Consider the following 18,580-nt stretch of genomic DNA (forward strand, 5'->3'; position numbering starts at 1 on the left):
TTCCGGCTCCTATTTTGTCAAAGATCAGGGGCCTTAACTGGCATAGTCATAAAATGACTTTTTCAAGATCGACTAATCAGTTCTGCCTACCAATTTCTGCCCAATCAGGAACGGTGTATATCGGTTTCTTTGGATACAGCTCCAACTTATCATCAGATTTGACAGGTTCCGAATGATAAAGATAATCTCAATTAGTACGAAACCGCTCCGCGGTAGTTTTAGCCCACTTTTTTATAATGGTTTCGAACCAAATTGTTTTTTCGAATTTATATGCAGCTTTTTTGACCGGGGTGGTAAATTTCCACTTTACAGATATAAATGACAATGCGATGCTACTAGTTGAAATTATAATGAAAAGAGAAAGTGAATACTTTACCCATACAGCAGTTTACATGCCAGACTGGAATACGGCTTCGTACACATCTGTTTTATCGATCATCCCGCCCATCAAATTGACCTCTGATTTTTTATTACCTCAGCCATTTAGCAGCTAAGCCAAAACTTATTGGGGATTGTCGCGGGACGATAGATAGAACACTTGTTACGTATCACAGATCGACAAGCCTGAACCAACATCTTGTATTTTAATTACAATTTGATATGCTCTGTAAATCCCAACCTGAGCGACCACTGCTGACGTGAGCCCCATCGGATCGCTGGCGATTAACAGAATTACGTATCAAGATCGATTTTCGAATACCAACTCTACTGTGGAGACATGCCGCATTTACGGATAATGTTAGGATTCTTGACTGTTGAGTGCAGGCCTAAAAACGATTTCTGGGAAATCGAATTAACGGGATAAAATTCGTTTTCACAACTCAAAAAATAGAGTCTGGCCTTCTGTCTGGACAAAATAATGTTACCCTTTAAAACTGTTCCGGCAATAAGTCTCGCTAACCCTGAAAGCTGCGACCAGGGCCAGAATCGATAAAAGGATCATAGCGATGAACCCGTTCTGGTAATCGGCGGGGCTGTATATCCGGACGTCGTTTGCTATGGTACCATCCCAAGTCAAATCCGCGATATATCCGAATAGAGGCTGGGCCAGGGCCGTGCCGATGAAACAGCCTGTGTTGACAACGCTGACCCCCATGCCGGAAAGTTGTGGGTGGACAATCTCTTTGGCTGCGGCAAAAGTAATGACAAAGCCGGATGCTGAGAATCCCATAAAGGCAAAGATCGCGAAACCGCTTATTCCCGGTGTCCAGGGCAAATACATGAGTATGATCCAGGACAGGACATAAGCCGCAGCAGCTGATATAAGAAATGGTTTTCTCCTGCCGATTTTATCAGAGATCCATCCCCAGAACAGCGCCCCCAAGGCAAAACTCAGTAATTGGATAGTCATGTGATCTGCTGCAAAAGACCGGTCAAGGTTGTGAATATCTCTTAGATAAGGCATACCCCATAGTCCCATGAAGGTATAACTGCTGCCGATCATGCCAAATTGCACCCAAAATCCTGGCCAGACCCTTAATGTCATAACCACACTCCTGAGATTGGTCAGCCAATTATGGTTTATAGCCTGGGATCGGCCTGTATAGGTATTAGGTGGGGTAAACCCCATATCCTGAGGTTTGTTTCGGACCAGTAAAAAACCGACAAGCGCAAGGCAAAGAGAAAGGAGGCCTATCCCTATGAAAACAGTGCGCCAATGAAAGACAGTCAGGACTTGAGCCAGAGGGCCAGCAGCCATGACCGCCCCCAGATTGCCGAAAAAGAGGGTTAGTCCGCTCAAGATACCAAAAACTCTTTCGTGAAACCAGACCGAGTTGTTTTTCATAATGGCGATAAATACTACGGAGACTCCGAGTCCTACCAAAAAGCGGCCGGTACATGCCATTTCAAATCCGGTCGCTATACCGAACAGGATCGAGCCTAAGCCGGCCACAAGGTTCCCTGAGATAATCGATGTTCGAGTTCCCAGGGTATCGGCTATAACACCGGATGGGATTTGCATCAGGGCATATACGGCAAAATAGATGGCAGAAAGGGCTCCCAAACGGGTTCCACTAATTCTAAAATCGGCCATGAGAAATTCGGAGACCACTCCGGGGGCAATGCGGTGAAAATAAACTAAAATGTATGTGAGGATGAGAATGGCAAATATGGACCACCTAGCCAGCTCAAATCGAAAATTTTCTGTTTCAGAAGAAATGGCTGCCGTTTGTTTCATGAGGGAGGATCCTTATGTTCCTGATAATTGTAAATCGGGCAAGCTAAAGGTGTGCCATGTAAAAGTCAACTATAATCTTCATGGATTTTTAAGATGGCTTTCAAGGTTCAAGGATAATTATCCTATTCATGAATCTCATCGCGTTCGTCGAATAAACATTACCAATAAAAAGCGCAATGGCCTACACAATATGCGGTAGTGATGGCATCAAGATTGATTTGTGCGATACCTCCAACTCATCAACGGTGTATTGGACTTCCGAAAAGTGATAATAGTACGCTATGAATCGCAGTCTTGTGTCTTTTCTCAATTCTGTCAATTAAGCATGGGGCCAGACAGCTTATTATTACCTCGGCGGAGCGTTTAATATTATAAAATGTTTATAACCGCTCCTAGTGTTGGTTAGGGTAAGGTCAATCAACCGCATAACGTATACCCCGCCTGAATGAACGCTCGCCCGCATCTTAAACCCAGACGGATCATGATCTTACCCCCATCGGTGGATTTTGCATGACGGTATTCCCGATTTTCTCCGGTCATAGTGCATTCATTTTGGTAGATAGGCTAAATAGATTAATAATTTTAATGAAATAGAACTATTGTATTGGTAGTACCGCCAAGGAGTCGGGCAGCAAGACGTGCAATCCAATCAACATGAACCAATCTGTCTGATATCTAAGCTAAAATTTTTAAATATCTATAATAATTGGAATATAGATGAATGTGGTCCCGCTTTAGGTATGATATAAAATCAGTTGACAATGGCTGTTTATTGAAATAGTGGTACTACCATAAATCGTGAGCGTCATTTATTTTCTAGCTTGTAACAATTTATACCACCGTTGACCAAAGGCTCCTTGGCACAAAACCGCCACGGTAAAAGAGGCCGGCTCTATCTATCTCTGCGCCTTTGGGAACCACTCAAGAATAAATTGGTTGAACGATGTTCAGTCCCGTCAATGGCAAAGGCATGACCGGTAATGTGGCGCTTCAGATCGAAGCGGCCATTCTGGAAGGACAGTTGACTCCCGGGGAAAAAATTCCGAGCGAACGGGATCTTCAGGCTCTTTTTAAAACCGGACGCGGCGTGGTCCGGGAAGCCCTTCGCGAGCTGAAGCAAAAGGGCCTGGTCGAAACGCGCAAAGGCGGCCAGGGCGGAACCTATGTCAAGCGGATCGGCGCCTACGATGCCAGTCAGCCGCTGGCGCTGATGATCAAGCAGCGCGAGATCGACATCGCCAATCTGATCGAGTTCCGCGAGTCCATCGACCGAACCGTTACCATCCTGGCCATTTCAAGGGGAGACAATGCCGAGGCGGAAGCGTTGTTGAAAGGGGTGGCGAAGCTTGAAAAAGCCGGACTGTCACCCAGGCCGTCCATGTCGCGGATCAGGAAGGTGGACCGGGAGTTGAACCTGCTGCTGGTGAAGATGACCAAAAACCCCCTCTTCGACTGGATCATGCAGACCATTCAAATCAGTTTCGGCTCTTACGACTACGTGCTTTACGAAGATGCCTATTACCGTGAGAAGACGATCAACAACTGGCGCGAAACCGCCATGGCCATTGCGGACCGGGAACCGTTGAAGGCCCTTTCGTACATCGGTTACCACTACGTCATGCTGAACCGGTGCATCCGCGAAAATAAAGAGAAACAAACGACCGACAATTAAAAGGACGGCAAAGCATGATGACATCCTCAGCGGATGCCGACCACGGTGCCCATCCCATATTGACAGCCAGCCACATCACCAAGAAGTTTGGCGAACTGGTCGCCGTCAATGACCTGAGCTTCACCGTCGAGAGAGGGCAGATTTTCGGCATCGCCGGGCCGAATGGGGCGGGTAAATCCACGGTCTACAATCTGATCACCGGGTTTTATCCGTTCGAGGGGCGTATCGACTTTGACGGTCGCGACATCACCGGGCTGCAGCCCCATCGCATCTGCCAGCTGGGAATCGCCCGCACCTTCCAGATCCCCCAGACCTTTCCCAGCCTGACCGTGGAAAAGAGCCTGAGCGTGGGCAACCGCTTTGGTGCGCCGGGCCGCTTCGACCCTGCTTATGTGGATGAGATCATCCGCTTTCTGGACATGCAGGCCATTCGCCGCCAACCCACCGGGCAGCTCAACCTGCTGGGCAAGAAAAAACTGATGATGGGGGCCGCCCTGGCCACGCGGCCGAAAATCCTCATGCTCGACGAGCCCATGGCCGGCTCAAACACCAGCGAGATCAAGGACCTCATGGCCTTTATCCGCCGAATCAACGAAGACATGGGGGTTACCATCATCATCATCGAGCATTTCATGAAGGTGCTGACCGAGTTGACCGAGACCCTGTTGATCATCGAAACCGGCAGCGAGATCTGCTGCGGGGATCCCGTGACGGTGACCAGCGACCCGCGGGTGATCGAAAGCTATCTGGGGGATGCCTATGCTGACGGTAACTGATCTCAACGCCTATTACGGGCAGTTTCACGTGCTCAAGGATGTCTCCATCGAGGTGGAGAAGGGGACGGTGGCGGTGATGCTGGGGCCCAACGGCCACGGCAAGAGCACCCTGCTGAAGGCCATCTGCGGACTGGCTGAGCGCGTGGAAGGAAAGATCTCGTACGGCGGTCGGGAAATTGCCGGAGAGCCGGCGGAGAAACTGGTCGACCGGGGCCTGGTCTACATTGCCGAAAGCCGCGAGCTGTTCCCGGAGATGACCGTTCTGGAGAACCTGAAGCTGGGCGCCTATTCAAGAAATGCCCGGCCCCATGAAAAACGCAACCTGGAGATGGTATTCGACCTGTTTCCGCGTCTCGCGGAGCGCCACCACCAGTTGGCTTCGACGATGAGCGGTGGAGAAGCCCGGATGCTGGCCATCGCCAGGGGTCTGATGGCCAACGCCGACTTTCTGTGTGTCGACGAGCCTTCCCTGGGCCTGCAGCCCAACCTGCGCATGGAGGTGTTCACGATTATCCGGAAGATCAACCGTCAGGGGATGACCATCCTGCTTGTGGAACAGAACATTCCCCAGATCACCGAGATGGCCGACCGCATCTATGTTCTCGAAGAGGGCCGCATCTCCTTTTCCGGGAGCCGGGACGACGCCCTGGGCAACGAACACCTGAAGGAGATTTTTCTGGGCATGTAAGCCTACCGACCCTTTGTCCGCAAACGGAGCGAATCCAAGATGACAATCAGCGAAGACACCCTGTTTTTGATCTACGAGCTCATCGACGTGATCATCAGCGGACTGACCAACGGTTCGGTATACGCCCTCATGGCCGTGGGGCTGACCCTGGTGTACGGGGTCACCAAGGCCTTCAACTTCGCCTATGGCTCCTTTTTCAACCTGGGCGGCTACTTTGCCTGGATCCTGATCAATCTCGTCGGGCTGGTGGGCGGCTACTTCTCGATCTTTTTGGCGGTGATCCCCCTCATGTTCGTCGTGGGCTACGGCCTCGAGAAGACCATGGTGGCGCCGCTGAGAAAACGGGATGAATGGGAAATGAAAGTCATGATGCTGACCCTGGGGCTGGCCTTGTTCATGGACAACCTGTATGCCGTGGTCTTTGGTGGCCGCGTCAAATCCCTGCCCCCCTTTCTGGAGGGTACCCTGGAAGCGGGCAGCCTGGTCTTTTCCTACCAGGACATCATGATCTTTTTCCTGTCCATCAGCGGTATTCTGCTTTTCGGCTGGACCATGAACAACACCCGCACGGGAATGGCCGTGCAGGCCGTGGCCCAGAACCCCCAGGGGGCCAAGATCGTCGGCATCCCCAAGAACCGCATTTTTGCAGCCACCTTTGCCATTTCAACGGCCATGGTGGGGTTCGGCGGCATCCTGCTCAGCCAGAAGTACTTCATCTCGCCCATGTCCGGCGGTGCCATCATGATCAAATCCTGGGTGATCACCGCTTTCGGGGGCATGGGCTCCATTCGCGGCGGCCTCTACGCTGCGTTTATTATCGGGATGCTCGAGGCCTTCGTGGGGTGGATGTTCGGCATGAGCTACGGCATGATCGCCCTTTTCGTTTTACTGCTAACCACCCTGGTGTTCCGGCCCCAGGGACTGATGGGAAAAGGCTGAAGATCCATGAGTGTGAAACGCATGCTGACAATCATGGGCGTGGTCTATGGGGCCATGGCCCTCATGCCCCTGTTCGTGGGCGACGTCCGGTTTATCATGCACATCCTGATCATGTGCCTGATCTGGGCCGTGGTGGCATCCTGCTGGGACGTCATCATGGGATTCGCCGGCATCTTCTCCTTCGGCCAGGTGGCCTTTTTCGTCATCGGTGCATACGCCTCGTCCATTTTCGCGGTCAATTTCGGCGTCCCGGCGGTGCTGGCCATCCTGCTGGCGGGCCTGTTCACGGCGGCCATGGGGGTCCTCGTCGGCCTGCCCTGCCTCAAGCTGGCCGGGCCTTATGTGGCCCTGGTGACCTTCGGCGTGCACATGACCCTGATGCCCCTGCTGCGCGGCGACATCGGTATCGCCATCGGTTCAGGCGGTTCGGTGGGCATCCTGACCGTCCCGCCCGTCAACCTCTTCGGCTATACCTTCAGTTCGGCTAACCTGGTGCCCACATTTTATTTGATCCTGCTGGTGACCGTCATCTGTTCGCTGACGATCATGATCGTGATCAAATCATACTGGGGAACCGCTTTCCTGGCGCTCAAAGATTCCCAGGAGTTTGCCATGAGCCTGGGGGTGAGCGCATTTAAATACAAGCTGATGGTATTTGCCCTGACCTCTTTTCTCACCGGCATCGTCGGGGCAATTTACGGTCATTACATCGGCATGATATCGACGCGCATGCTCGAACTCGACCTGTTCTGCACCCTGATGGTCATGTTGGTGGTGGGCGGCATCGGGCATTTCCCGGGGGCCATACTGGGGGCGATTATCACCGTCACCGCCAACGAACTGCTGGCCCCGCTGGGGTCCTACCGGGCCGTCACCATGGGCGCCCTGGTGGTGATCCTGGTGTTGGCGCTGCCCAACGGTGTCATGGGATTCTGGACCAAGCCGCTGTCTGAGCGAGCGAAGCAGGCCTGAAAACGAGGCACATCGATCAGCTGTAAACTTTTTTCAACCAACCCGATATCAATGAAAGGAAGGGCGCGAGATGAAACGAGTGACGATCCTATCGACGGTAATGGCTTTTTTGGTTCTCCTGGGGTCGGTGGCCATGGCTGCGGACACCATCCCCGTGGGTGTACCCCTGGCCATGACCGGTGCCTACACCGGTTCCGGCGATGACTACTTCAAGGGCATCAAGATGGCCATCGACGAGATCAACGGGGCCGGAGGCCTGCTGGGCAAGCAGATCGAGATCATCCGATACGATTCAAAAGAATTCGCCCCCGAGGTCGTCATGCAGGGCGCCGATTTCCTGTGCGGCCAGAAGCAGGTGGCGTCCGTGCATGCCGGGTGGGCCGGCTGGGGCCAGGACGTGCGCGCCTATGGCAAGTACGAGGTGCCCTTTTTCGCCGACGACGGCTCGCAGGCCGCCGTGGATGTCTACAGGGAAAACCCCGAGCAGTATTCGAATATCTTCCAGTTGACCGACGTGGGCATCGAACAGGCCAAAAGCATGTTCCGGGTGCTGATGGCCCTGCCGTATACCTACCCCAATAAGAAGGTCGTCATCATCAACACGGACGACTCATGGGGCGTGGAAGTCGGCGACACCCTGGAGTCCAGCTTCAAGGAAAAGGGGTGGAAGGTGGCCAAGCGTGAGACCGTGCCATACGGTACCAACGAGTGGGGCGCCATCCTGACCCGCATTCGCCGGATCAACCCGGCCCTGATTCACATCGAGATCCCCAGCGCCCAGGAGAACATCACCTTTTTCCGTCAGTTCATCCAGAAACCCACCGATTCGATATTGAGCCTGGGCTGGGGCATCACCCCCCGCGAGGTGGTGGAGAACCTGGGTGACAGCGCCGACGGCATTGTAGGTGAAATGCCCACCGGCCTGCCCGGCCCGGTGGCCCCCAATGCCGCGGGGCAGGCCTGGATCGACAAGTTCGTGAAGCTTTACAACCACCAGATCCCGGCCGGCTCCTGGGCGACCTATACCGGCATCATGGCATGGGCCAACGCGGTCACGGCCGTGGGCGATGCATACAACTTCAAGGCAGTGAACGCCTACCTGCGCGAACACGGCTACGAGGGGCACCAGGGTCTGATCAAATGGGACAAGGACAATGTCCTGCGCGCACAGGAAGCCGCACCGGTGGTGCACTACCAGGTGCAGGGCGGCGAATTGAAGACCATCTTCACCGATCCGCCCACCAAAGCCTACAAGGACAGCCAATTCATCGTTCCGCGCTGGATCAACTAGTCGCGGATTCCCTGCCGGGGGGTCTTTCTTGGGGTTTGGCCCCCCGGTTTTACTTGTCTACGATCATGCGATCCGGATTCCTTGCCGAAACAGACGATGACCGACCACTGCTTCATCAAAACCAATTTTGACCGGTGCACCGGCTGCAGCCTGTGCCAACTGGCCTGCAGCATGCGCCTACTGGGCGGTTACAACCCCCACCGGGCGTTGCTCAGGATCGAGCACGCCAGTGAGAATCTCTACCATTTTCCAACGGTCTGCAACCAGTGCGCCAACCCTTACTGCGCCACGGTCTGCCCGGTCAAGGCCATCAGCAGAGACCCCGCCACCGGGGCCATGGTGGTCGACCATGAGCAGTGTGTGGCCTGCGATCTGTGCCATCGGTACTGCCCCATCGGCGTTGTGGGTGTGGACGTGGATTTGAAAAAGTCGGTCAAGTGCGACCTGTGCGGCGGCGACCCCCGCTGCGTGGCCGCCTGTCCGACGGGTGCCCTGGAACTGGCCGTCAGGCGGGAGGTGGACCATGCCTGACGGCAGTATGGGACAATTTCTGGTGGCTGACCTGACTGCCCGTCAATCCTGGACAGTCCCGCTGCCCCAATGGCTCAAGGATGATTTCGTCGGCGGCAAGGGGTTTGGCGCCAAGCTGCTCTACGACCTGACGCCTGCCGGTGCGGATCCCCTGGGGCCGGAAAACGTGATCATGTTCATGGCCGGGCCGCTCACGGCCACGGCGGCACCCGCCATGCGGGCCTGCGTGGTTACCAAATCCCCACTGACCGGCATCTACCTGGATTCCTTCTTCGGCGGCCGCTTCGGTCCGGAGATCAAGTTTGCCGGTTACGACGGCTTGATCATCCTCGGCCGTGCCGCCCGGCCCACTTATCTGTGGATCCGCGACGACCAGGTCCAATTCCGTTCGGCGGAAGGCATGTGGGGGACCGATGCCCTGGCCGCCAACGACCGGGTAAAAAAAGACCTCGACGCCCCGGAGGCCCGCGTGGTGACCATCGGCCAGGCCGGTGAGAATCGGGTCAAGTTCGCCCTGATCAGCTGTGAGTTCAATCGCCAGGCCGGCCGGGGCGGTGCCGGGGCGGTGATGGGATCCAAAAACCTCAAGGCCATCGCCATCTCAGGCAGCCGGCTGGTGAAAGTCAATGATCCCGTTGCCTTTCATGAGGCCTGCGATGCAGCCGGCGCCGACATCCGGGCCAGCGAAACCTGTGCGGCCCTGACCGACAGCGGCACCAGCAACGCCGTGCCCTGGTCGAATTCCGTCGGCACGCTGCCTTTTCGCAATTACTTCGATCAGGTCGACGACCAGGCGGATCGTCTGGGTGACGACGGGCAGAAAAAGCACATTTTCCTGGGTAAGGCCGCCTGTTTCGGCTGCCCCATCCGCTGCAGCCAGATGGGCGCCGTGCGCACCGGCAGGTATGCCCACACGATCACGGACATCGTCGAGTACGAATCCGCCGCCCTGATGGGCAGCAACCTGGACATCCACGATGTCCGGGCAGTGGCCCACCTGGTGAAGCGCTGCGATGCCTACGGCCTGGACAGTATGTCCACCGGTGGGGTCATCGGATTCGCCTTCGAAGCGGTGGAAAAGGGGCTGATCGATCCACCGATCGGGGTGAAGCTGGCTTTTGGCAGCGTGGCCGGTGCCGAGTACCTGATCGACGCCATTGCCCTGCAGAACAACGACCTGGGCCGGCTGCTCGGCCTGGGCGTCAGGCAGGCGGCCGCCCGGCTGGGGGGGGATGCCGGGGATTTCGCCCTTCACGTCAAGGGGCTGGAAGTTCCCGGGTGGGCGCCGCGCGGCACGCCAGGCATGGGGCTGGCATACATGACCGCGGATCGTGGTGCCTGCCACCAGCGCGGCTTCATGGTGGCCTATGAGGTGGGCGGCAGGGAGTACCGGGGAAAGCCCGTGGACACCTATGGACTGGCGCACAAGGCGGAAATCCTCAAGGGCGAGCAGGACTACCTGGCCGGACTGGATGCCCTGGTGAAATGCGATTTCGGCGCATTCGGTGTCAACCGGCAGAGCTATGCCCGCATGTTCGAAGCCGCCACCGGCCGATCGGTGGACGCCCGATTCTTCGACACCCTGGGCGAGCGCATCTGGAACCAGACCCGGCTTTTCAACCTGCGCGAAGGGCTCACCTCCGACCAGGACCGCCTGCCAACGCGGATCGTCGCGGAGCCGCTGCCCAGTGGCCCCCACAAAGGACGACGCATCAGTGAGGCGGACATGGCCGTCATGCTGAAGGCGTACTACCGGGAGCGCGGGTGGGATGCGGACGGACGTCCGACAGAATCCAAACGCCAGAGCCTGGGATTGAACAACAAGCGACAAGTTGATTGCGGCCACCGGCCTTTTCCCGAAAATGACTGACGGCAGCGGAACCTGCACCGTGAAAGGGTTCACCTAAAGGACATAGCCATGTGCTCAATTTCCAGCTCGGCGCTGACCGCAGGAATTGTTGAAAAAGCCAGATCGTTGGGCGCGGCTATAGCAGGCGTTGCCAGCGTCAAATCGTTGAAAGGGTCGCCCTCTCACCGGATATATCCGAAAATCGGTATGAACTTGAAAACGCATGGGCAGGATGGGAAAGGCGATGCCAAACCCGATGGGGTGGAATGGCCGGCTGATGCCGTGTCTGCAATAGTGATCGGCGTCGAACACAACATCGAACACCCGGAACTGGACTGGTGGGACGGCAAGGGAACGTCCGGCAATCGCATCCTCATCCGGATCAATAACCAACTGTCCGAGTGGATTGAGACTGCATTTTCTGTAAAAACCCATAAATTGCCGTATTTTGTCAGTAAAGGCGGCATTTTTCTAAAAGATGCGGCCGTGGCTGCCGGTTTAGGATGCCTCGGCAAAAACAACCTTGTGATCACCCCTGGATACGGCCCTCGTATCCGTTTTCGGGCGCTGTTGATCGACCGGCAAGCAGAAGCGACCGGCCCGCTTGACTTCAATCCATGTGAAGACTGCGAACAGCCCTGCCGTGAAGCCTGTCCGGTAAAATCCTTCAAGAAAACCATCTATTGGGCTGATGCATGGGGTCAATCCACATTGCCCGGCACCGATGGAACCTATGACCGCGTAATCTGTAACAGGAAAATGGATAAAGATATCGTTGATGCCGTGGTGACTATACCGCCAGGAGATGACGCGCATAGGGAAGTGATCCGGGCCATCGATGATTTTGAAGAAGGTGTCGCTGCAAACCTGCACGGCGACAAACTTCCCAGCTGTTGTGTCAAGTATTGCAGGAGATGTGAGTTGGCCTGTCCGGTAGGGAAGTAACTTAAAAGTTGATCGGTGAGGAGTAAAAATGAAATCTGCTAAATATGACTACATCATCGTCGGCGGCGGCAGCGCCGGCTGCGCCCTGGCCAACCGGCTCAGCACCAACCCGGACAACCGGGTGCTGGTGCTGGAGGCCGGACGCCCTGACTATATCTGGGACATCTTCATCCACATGCCGGCTGGACTGACCGTCCCGCTGGGCAACAAATTCTATGACTGGTGCTACGAGAGCGAACCGGAACCGCACATGAACAACCGGCGCATTTTTCATGGCCGGGGTAAGCTGCTCGGCGGATCGAGCAGCATCAACGGGATGATCTACATCCGCGGTAATGCCATGGACTATGAGCGCTGGGGCAGGGATGCCGGCATGGCCAACTGGGACTACGCCCACAATCTGCCCTACTTTAAACGCGCGGAGACCCGCCTGATCGGCGCCGACGAATACCATGGGGTCAACGGACCCCTGATGCTGGAAACGGGCCCCTGTAAAAACCCCCTCTTCGGCGCTTTTCTCAAGGCGGTTCAGGAAGCGGGATACCCCCTTACGAAGGATGTCAACGGCTACCGCCAGGAAGGCTTCGGGGCCTTCGACCGCAATATCTACCGGGGCCGCCGGCTTAGTGCGGCGCGGGCCTACCTGCACCCGGTCAAACACCGCCCCAATCTGACGGTGGTCTGCCGGGCGTTTACCCACCGGATCCTCTTCGACGGGCGAAAAGCCGTGGGCGTCGAGTATGTCAAGGCCAAAGGGCCCGTCCGCAAGGTATACGGCGGAGAAGTCATCTGCTGCGGCGGCGCCATCAATTCCCCCCAACTGCTCCAGCTTTCCGGGGTGGGCAACGCCGCCGAACTCGAGGCGCTTGGCATTCGTCCGGTGCAGGATCTTCCGGGGGTGGGGGAGAACCTTCAGGATCACTTGGAGGTCTATGTCCAGTATGCATGCAAGCAGCCGGTGTCCGTCTACCCGGCCATGCAGTGGTACAACAAGCCGATGGTGGGGTACCAGTGGCTTTTCCATCGCAAAGGGGCGGCGGCCACCAACCACTTCGAGGCCGGCGGATTTATCCGCAGCAACGACGATGTGGCCTACCCCAACCTGCAGTTTCACTTCCTGCCCGTGGCCGTCCGCTACGACGGATCCTCGCCTGCCGGCGGCCACGGCTACCAGGTCCATGTGGGTCCCATGTACTCCGATGCCAGGGGCTCGGTGAAGATCAAATCCGCCGACCCCCGGCACTATCCGGCCCTTGTCTTCAACTACCTCTCCACCGACCAGGATCGCCGCGAGTGGGTCGAAGCCATCCGTTGCGCCCGCAAGATCATGAATCAGCCGGGCTTTGAACCGTTCAACGGCGGAGAAGTCTCACCCGGGCCGACGGTCGAAACCGACCGGGAGATACTGGAATGGGTGGCCGCTGACGGCGAGACCGCCCTGCACCCGTCGTGCACCTGCAAGATGGGTAAAGACGCCATGGCGGTGGTCGACCCGGACAGTTTGAAAGTCCATGGCTTGGAGAACCTGCGCGTGGTGGACGCATCCGTGATGCCCTATGTCACCAACGGCAATATCTATGCTCCCGTGATGATGATTGCCGAAAAGGCGGCCGACCTGATCCTGGGCAACAGTGTGCTTCCGCCTTCATCCTCACCCTTTTACCGGCATAACCCGGCAAAGCCGGCATCGTAAGGCCATACTTACCCCGGAGGGTGAACCAGGAACCGTCCATCACCTTCCGAACTGACCCCATACTTTTTTTCCGATTAGGAGGTATTGATGAAAAGATGTTTAGCGGTGATCCTGTTGACAGTGGCGGTTGTGAGTTCATTCGGTACGATTGCATTTGCAGAGGAGGGGGGCATATTCGCGGTCGAAAATTTCAGCAGCACAATTATCTTTACCACCGATTACATGTATGACGGGGTGTCGATTTCAGACCAGGACCCGGCATTCCAGGGATCGATCGACTATTCTCACCCGGGTACGGGGATTTTTCTGGGGCTGTGGGGATCCAGCTGGGATGACGGCGGTTATTCCAATGACGTCGAACTGGGCGTCTGGGGCGGGCAGGCCGGCTCCTTCGGACCGCTGGATTACGATGCCACCCTTTACTACTGGATATACCCCGGTGCAGAAGACGACGGATTCGAGTTCAATTATTTCCAGGCGGGATTCAATCTGAGCCACACCTTCGAAGGTGCGCCGTTGTCACCGACCGTGACCGTCGGGTACGTCTGGTCCCCCGATTATTTCGGGGAGGAGGGAAATTACCATAAGTTCGTCGGCAAATTGAGCCTTTCCATGTTCTACGGCATCGCATTGGGGCTCGAAGCGGCCCACGTGGATATCGAAGGCGGCGCCTTCACGGGCAACGGCAACGGAATGGACGGCGGGGACGGCTACGATTGGCAATACTACCGCATCGGCCTGTCCAAAGACCTCATCGCGGGATTCAATGTGGATCTGAGCTACTACTACAACAGTGAAAAGGACTTTTTCGAGACTTACTACGGCGGCAAGGATGTGGCCGATCCGCGGCTGGTGTTCACCCTTTCCAGGACCTTCTGATCGAAAAAGAAACGGAAATTCGGGATTGTCCGTGCCAGCCACGGATAATCCCGACCTGGCGGCCGGTATCGATTTCGGGTTCCCGTTACCGGCCGGCCACTGTTTTTCGCACCGGATCATCCGATTATCATTTTCAACACGGATCTTGAAAAGCGATTGTGTTTGGTCGTACAGTGTTGCCATTCAACTGAATCTGCTCCTCGACCACCGATGCCTTCGCTTTCTCACTGAATGTTGTATCGTCCTGCCCGCACCCATGGTATTTTTCATCACCCATCTTAATAACGGTAGAGAAAAGGAAAGGGGAATGAAATGAGAAATCGAGCGTACCAGTTAACCGGTCTTTTTCTGATTGTCGTCCTGATCGTCACCGGCTGTTCCAGCATGCAGGCAGGCAGAGCAACGCCCGATGCGGGTAGAACCAAAAATGTCATTGTGATTATCGGTGACGGCATGGGGCCGGAACAGATCGGCCTGTTGCTTTCCTACGCCAGGCAGGCGCCCAATACAGTGATCAAAGACAGAAGAACGGTCTTTGACCGGATGATGGATGATGGCGGCGTCATGGGGTTTTCACTGACCTATCCCTACGATCGCTTAGTCGTGGATTCTGCGGCATCCGGCACCCAGATGGCAACCGGCCAATTTGCCGGATCGGAGATGATCGGGGCGGACAAGGACGGCAACCCGGTGGAAACGGTCCTCGAAAAAGCCATCAAAACGGGCCGGTCAACCGGCCTAATTTCCGATACGCGCCTCACGCATGCGACGCCGGCCGCTTTTGCCTCCCACCAGCCCCACCGCAACTTAGAAAACGAAATTGCCGTCGACATGCTCAATGCCGGTCCGGATGTCATGCTTTCGGGGGGATTGCGGTATTGGATTCCCCAGGAGGCCAATGACAAGGAATCCGCAGTGTACAAAGAACTGGAGCAGATGACCCAGGGTTCCGTAAAAATCAAGTCCAAGCGCAAAGACAGCCGCAATTTGCTGGTTGAGGCCCGCGATAAGGGCTATTCCCTGGCCTTTAACCGATCCCAGATGGATGCGGCCCAGGGACGGCTGTTGGGCCTTTTCGCCTACTCGGCAATGCCGGATGGCATCAAGGTGACCCACAGCCAGGACAGCCCCGACCGCACCATCCCCACGCTGAAAGAGATGTCAGCCAAGGCAATTGAGGTGCTGTCGAAGAACGACAAGGGTTTTTTCCTGATGATCGAGGCCGGCATGATCGACTGGGCCGCCCACTATAACGACACCGGGTTGATGCTCCACGAGATGATGAGGCTCAACGAGACGGTTGAATACGTGCTGGACTGGGCGGAAAATCGTGACGACACCCTGGTCATCGTGACGGCTGATCACACCACCGGCGGGTTCGGGATCAGCTACAATGCAAAGGACCTTCCCCAGGGACGGCGCCTGCCCGGTTCCCTGTTCCAGGAAAGCGAATACAAGCCCGGGTATAACTTTGGTAATCCCGCGGTCCTGGACAAAATTTACAGCCAGAAGTTGAGCTACGGAGATATCTTTTACGGCAACTTCGACAGTCTGCCCAAGGACGCGCAGACGCCGGCCAAACTGGCCGAAATCGTCAATGCCCATACGGAATTTGCCATCAGTGAGGACCAGGCCGCCACCATCCTGGCAACCGAAGAGAACCCGTACTTCACGGAAGGGCACAGCTATCTGGGCACCAAGGTGGTCCCCAAGATGGGTTCGACCGGTGCTTTTTTCGTTTACCAGACCGATGACAACCGCCAGAATCTGTTGGCCAGAGAGGTGGCGGCCGACCAGATGGTGGTCTGGAATACGGGTGCGCACACGGCAACGCCGGTCCTGGTTTTCGCCACGGGCTCACCTGAAGCGACGGCGCCGTTCGGCAAGGTGATGCACCATACGCAACTGGGCCAAATCGTCATCGAGGCCATCTTAAACCAGTGATTCCGGTAACCCTTTTAGTAACACCAACGAAGCAACAACAATGCCGAATGGGGCGACCATTCGGCATTGTTGTTGGCCTGGCTGGAATCCCGGCACCGGCAACGATAGAACGGTGAAACCGCCAGGTTGACCGCTCGCTATCGCGGTTCACCGAGTGTGCTGATGAAACACCCCCCGACACCCCCGGATGACGCGGATGTCGCGGTGGTAGCGGTCGTCAGTGCACCCGGATCGTCGATGATCCCGTTTTGGATGCCATCCGCATCGGTCAGCGGATCTCCGTCGGTCAGTGTCAGGGTGATTTGGTTGTCGCCGTCATTGCCTCCGAAAACGATCTCTCTCCATTGCCCTGAGGAATTGACTTTGTAGTACTGTGCATCGGTCGGCACCGCTGCGGGAAGTTCGATGGTCACCGTCACCGATTCGCCGGCCGCCAGCCCGCTGATCAAAAAACGATTGACGCCGAAAGGGAAATGACGGTCGGGTTTGCCGGATTGCGGCAGTGACGGATCATCGTCGCACATGCAGCCGACATTCGTGAAGTTGCCGTTCGACGTGTGCAGGCGGATTTTTTCGATCCCATTGGGGTGCCGGAACGAGGCCGTGTCGGTATCCAGGTAGTCGGGTGTGCCGTCATCGTCGAAATCATCGGCGGCATCGGTCCCTTCCTCGCTGTCCAGGATACCGTTGCCGTTGGAGTCCGCACCGTCAATGGCCCCATATACGATGATCTTTTTCTGATCGACGTAGCTCCACCCGGCCTCTAAAATGTCGATGTCGGTAGTGCCGTCAGGCAGGGGTTCGATTTTGATGATGGTCGCCGAACGAGAACAGGAGCCGGCATTGTGGTCCAGATCGTAGTCGTAGGGCCACAGAACGTCCTGGTCGTCGGATTTGCTGGATTGGTCCGGCGGTCCGACGAATTTCTGGGGAACGACCACCCGGAAGGGTCCTTCGCCGTCGAGTTTGTTCTCATCGTTCAGCACGCCGGTATCCAGGTAGGCGCCCTCGCGTCGATAGGCCAATATGGCTTTCAAGCCGCCGCTCACGGGGATGGCATCGCCATGGGACCGGCCGATGCAGGACGGGTCAAGGTAGTCGCACCAGCCGTAATCCGGGTTTCTGTCCGCATCCGCCTCCAGGTCGTAGTAGAAGGTGGCCGGCGATCCATCCGCACGTACAAGGACAGACCTGTTCCCCGCAAGGATATTGCCCGTCTCATTACGCTGGCCAGCCATTCGCCGTCGGGTCACAACGCCCAGAGCCCCCGGTGGCGGGTGATCGATAGTGCGGGGCAAATTAAAAAGCTGGCCGGCACCGTCATCGACTGGATGCGCTGGATGGTCGACAACCAGCCCGGGATAGCCGCCGAACTGCACATGGCCCGCGCCATCCGCCGCTGGGAGGCCGGCAGCGACGTGATCCTGCGCGGCGCACCGGCGGTGGTCGTCGCCCATGCCGAAAAAATGGATCGCACGGCCCCGGCTGCCTGCACCATCGCCCTGGCCACCGTGGAACTGGCTGCCGTGTCCATGGGGTTGGGAACCTGCTGGGCCGGGTATTTCTGGGCGGCGTCGCTGAGCTTTGCGCCTATGCGTAAAGCCCTTGCCCTTCCAGACGGTCACCAGTGCTTCGGTGCATTGATGCTGGGGTATCCCCGGTTTGCCTATCAGCGCCTGCCCCTGCGCAGGCCCCCCGTCATCTCATGGTGGGACGAGCGCTGAACCACCTTGTTACTAATGCCGATCAGCCGTATTTTTACCTGGCAGGAAATTGAAAGGCGTGATGAGTGCTGGCGAGACAAGTCAATTGTCGGCAAAAAAAGGGCGTTTAGGTTTGATCCGTTGGTGTGTTGAACCGGTTTTTCGCGCTGGCTGTCCAAGCGAAACAGTATTTAAACATCCTTGTGGATAAGCGGGCCGGGTTCTGCCGGCCGGGATGGTTTAACCGTCGCCGTACAGATCGTCCAGCACCCTTTTCAGATAGCTTCCCTTGGCTTTGAGCAGTTTGGAGCCGCGGGTGATTTTACAGAGGCTGATCTTGTGCTCGGCGGCAATTTTGCGTTGGGTCTTGCCTTCGTAGAGGTCTTTGAGCAGTTGCCAGCGAAGGGTGAGCGTGTCGATTTCGCTGGGCGTGAAAATCTCCCGGAACAGCACTTCCATTTCTTTGCGGTCTTCTGTCCGGGCGAAGAGGTCGATCAACTCCCGGGTGGCGGTTTTCAT

Annotated in this window: 16 protein-coding genes; 13 read left to right on the forward strand and 3 right to left on the reverse strand. The window is 56.4% G+C overall.

Annotated features, from left to right (window positions below; all coding sequences use genetic code 11):
- Window positions 1–862: 862 nt before the first annotated feature.
- Window positions 863–2,179, reverse strand: coding sequence for an MFS transporter (locus tag ACZCED_RS20505; protein ID WP_464861586.1), 1,317 nt, complete (start codon window positions 2,177–2,179; stop codon window positions 863–865).
- A 943-nt stretch (window positions 2,180–3,122) separates the two neighbouring features.
- Between ACZCED_RS20505 and ACZCED_RS20510 the strand changes: the two genes are divergently transcribed.
- The 12 genes from ACZCED_RS20510 to ACZCED_RS20565 all read left to right on the forward strand — a co-directional run bounded on the left by ACZCED_RS20510 (window position 3,123) and on the right by ACZCED_RS20565 (window position 16,358).
- A complete protein-coding gene (locus tag ACZCED_RS20510; protein ID WP_464861587.1) occupies window positions 3,123–3,851 on the forward strand; it encodes a FadR/GntR family transcriptional regulator in 729 nt (242 codons plus the stop codon).
- 14 nt (window positions 3,852–3,865) lie between these two features.
- Window positions 3,866–4,627, forward strand: coding sequence for an ABC transporter ATP-binding protein (locus ACZCED_RS20515; protein WP_462971828.1), 762 nt, complete (start codon window positions 3,866–3,868; stop codon window positions 4,625–4,627).
- Complete coding sequence (locus ACZCED_RS20520; RefSeq protein ID WP_462971829.1) at window positions 4,611–5,315, forward strand: ABC transporter ATP-binding protein; 705 nt, start codon at window positions 4,611–4,613, stop codon at window positions 5,313–5,315. Before ACZCED_RS20515 ends, ACZCED_RS20520 begins: the two co-directional genes overlap by 17 nt.
- A gap of 39 nt (window positions 5,316–5,354) precedes the next feature.
- Window positions 5,355–6,254 carry a branched-chain amino acid ABC transporter permease gene (locus ACZCED_RS20525; protein ID WP_462971830.1) on the forward strand — a complete coding sequence of 300 codons (900 nt, stop codon included), beginning with the start codon at window positions 5,355–5,357 and terminating at the stop codon, window positions 6,252–6,254.
- Between the two features lie 6 nt (window positions 6,255–6,260).
- A complete protein-coding gene (locus ACZCED_RS20530; protein ID WP_462971831.1) occupies window positions 6,261–7,226 on the forward strand; it encodes a branched-chain amino acid ABC transporter permease in 966 nt (321 codons plus the stop codon).
- A gap of 70 nt (window positions 7,227–7,296) precedes the next feature.
- Window positions 7,297–8,517 (forward strand): ABC transporter substrate-binding protein, encoded by a 1,221-nt coding sequence (locus ACZCED_RS20535; protein ID WP_462971832.1) that lies wholly within the window; start codon window positions 7,297–7,299, stop codon window positions 8,515–8,517.
- 96 nt (window positions 8,518–8,613) lie between these two features.
- The gene (locus ACZCED_RS20540; RefSeq protein WP_462971833.1) at window positions 8,614–9,048 is read left to right on the forward strand and encodes a 4Fe-4S dicluster domain-containing protein; all 435 of its coding nucleotides are present in this window, start codon (window positions 8,614–8,616) and stop codon (window positions 9,046–9,048) included.
- Window positions 9,041–10,918: an aldehyde ferredoxin oxidoreductase family protein gene (locus ACZCED_RS20545; RefSeq protein WP_464861588.1), complete on the forward strand. Its 1,878-nt coding sequence runs from the start codon at window positions 9,041–9,043 to the stop codon at window positions 10,916–10,918. The genes ACZCED_RS20540 and ACZCED_RS20545 overlap by 8 nt, the downstream gene beginning before the upstream one ends.
- Window positions 10,919–10,966: 48 nt before the next feature.
- Window positions 10,967–11,842 (forward strand): 4Fe-4S binding protein, encoded by an 876-nt coding sequence (locus ACZCED_RS20550; RefSeq protein ID WP_464861589.1) that lies wholly within the window; start codon window positions 10,967–10,969, stop codon window positions 11,840–11,842.
- 28 nt (window positions 11,843–11,870) lie between these two features.
- The gene (gene betA, locus ACZCED_RS20555) at window positions 11,871–13,535 is read left to right on the forward strand and encodes a choline dehydrogenase (RefSeq protein ID WP_462971836.1); all 1,665 of its coding nucleotides are present in this window, start codon (window positions 11,871–11,873) and stop codon (window positions 13,533–13,535) included.
- An 87-nt stretch (window positions 13,536–13,622) separates the two neighbouring features.
- Window positions 13,623–14,414 carry a TorF family putative porin gene (locus ACZCED_RS20560; protein WP_462971837.1) on the forward strand — a complete coding sequence of 264 codons (792 nt, stop codon included), beginning with the start codon at window positions 13,623–13,625 and terminating at the stop codon, window positions 14,412–14,414.
- Window positions 14,415–14,726: 312 nt separating this feature from the next.
- Window positions 14,727–16,358 (forward strand): alkaline phosphatase, encoded by a 1,632-nt coding sequence (locus ACZCED_RS20565; protein ID WP_462971838.1) that lies wholly within the window; start codon window positions 14,727–14,729, stop codon window positions 16,356–16,358.
- 137 nt (window positions 16,359–16,495) lie between these two features.
- On the opposite strand, the gene ACZCED_RS20570 is transcribed toward ACZCED_RS20565, so the two are convergent.
- Entirely contained in the window at window positions 16,496–17,596 is a 1,101-nt protein-coding gene (locus tag ACZCED_RS20570) for a choice-of-anchor U domain-containing protein (protein ID WP_464861590.1), read from the reverse strand.
- Between ACZCED_RS20570 and ACZCED_RS20575 the strand changes: the two genes are divergently transcribed.
- Window positions 17,567–18,082 (forward strand): nitroreductase family protein, encoded by a 516-nt coding sequence (locus ACZCED_RS20575; protein ID WP_464861599.1) that lies wholly within the window; start codon window positions 17,567–17,569, stop codon window positions 18,080–18,082. The two genes, ACZCED_RS20570 and ACZCED_RS20575, sit on opposite strands and share 30 nt — an antisense overlap.
- 219 nt (window positions 18,083–18,301) lie before the next feature.
- On the opposite strand, the gene ACZCED_RS20580 is transcribed toward ACZCED_RS20575, so the two are convergent.
- Window positions 18,302–18,580, reverse strand: coding sequence for a Trp family transcriptional regulator (locus tag ACZCED_RS20580; protein ID WP_462971840.1), 279 nt, complete (start codon window positions 18,578–18,580; stop codon window positions 18,302–18,304).

The organism is Desulfosarcina sp., from assembly GCF_055467485.1.

Bases quoted from the DNA above. Each gene is read 5' to 3' on its own strand.
- ACZCED_RS20505 (WP_464861586.1), bottom strand. From the start codon at position 2,179: ATGAAACAAACGGCAGCCATTTCTTCTGAAACAGAAAATTTTCGATTT.
- ACZCED_RS20510 (WP_464861587.1), top strand. From the start codon at position 3,123: ATGTTCAGTCCCGTCAATGGCAAAGGCATGACCGGTAATGTGGCGCTT.
- ACZCED_RS20515 (WP_462971828.1), top strand. From the start codon at position 3,866: ATGATGACATCCTCAGCGGATGCCGACCACGGTGCCCATCCCATATTG.
- ACZCED_RS20520 (WP_462971829.1), top strand. From the start codon at position 4,611: ATGCTGACGGTAACTGATCTCAACGCCTATTACGGGCAGTTTCACGTG.
- ACZCED_RS20525 (WP_462971830.1), top strand. From the start codon at position 5,355: ATGACAATCAGCGAAGACACCCTGTTTTTGATCTACGAGCTCATCGAC.
- ACZCED_RS20530 (WP_462971831.1), top strand. From the start codon at position 6,261: ATGAGTGTGAAACGCATGCTGACAATCATGGGCGTGGTCTATGGGGCC.
- ACZCED_RS20535 (WP_462971832.1), top strand. From the start codon at position 7,297: ATGAAACGAGTGACGATCCTATCGACGGTAATGGCTTTTTTGGTTCTC.
- ACZCED_RS20540 (WP_462971833.1), top strand. From the start codon at position 8,614: ATGACCGACCACTGCTTCATCAAAACCAATTTTGACCGGTGCACCGGC.
- ACZCED_RS20545 (WP_464861588.1), top strand. From the start codon at position 9,041: ATGCCTGACGGCAGTATGGGACAATTTCTGGTGGCTGACCTGACTGCC.
- ACZCED_RS20550 (WP_464861589.1), top strand. From the start codon at position 10,967: ATGTGCTCAATTTCCAGCTCGGCGCTGACCGCAGGAATTGTTGAAAAA.
- betA (WP_462971836.1), top strand. From the start codon at position 11,871: ATGAAATCTGCTAAATATGACTACATCATCGTCGGCGGCGGCAGCGCC.
- ACZCED_RS20560 (WP_462971837.1), top strand. From the start codon at position 13,623: ATGAAAAGATGTTTAGCGGTGATCCTGTTGACAGTGGCGGTTGTGAGT.
- ACZCED_RS20565 (WP_462971838.1), top strand. From the start codon at position 14,727: ATGAGAAATCGAGCGTACCAGTTAACCGGTCTTTTTCTGATTGTCGTC.
- ACZCED_RS20570 (WP_464861590.1), bottom strand. From the start codon at position 17,596: ATGGCTGGCCAGCGTAATGAGACGGGCAATATCCTTGCGGGGAACAGG.
- ACZCED_RS20580 (WP_462971840.1), bottom strand. From the start codon at position 18,580: ATGAAAACCGCCACCCGGGAGTTGATCGACCTCTTCGCCCGGACAGAA.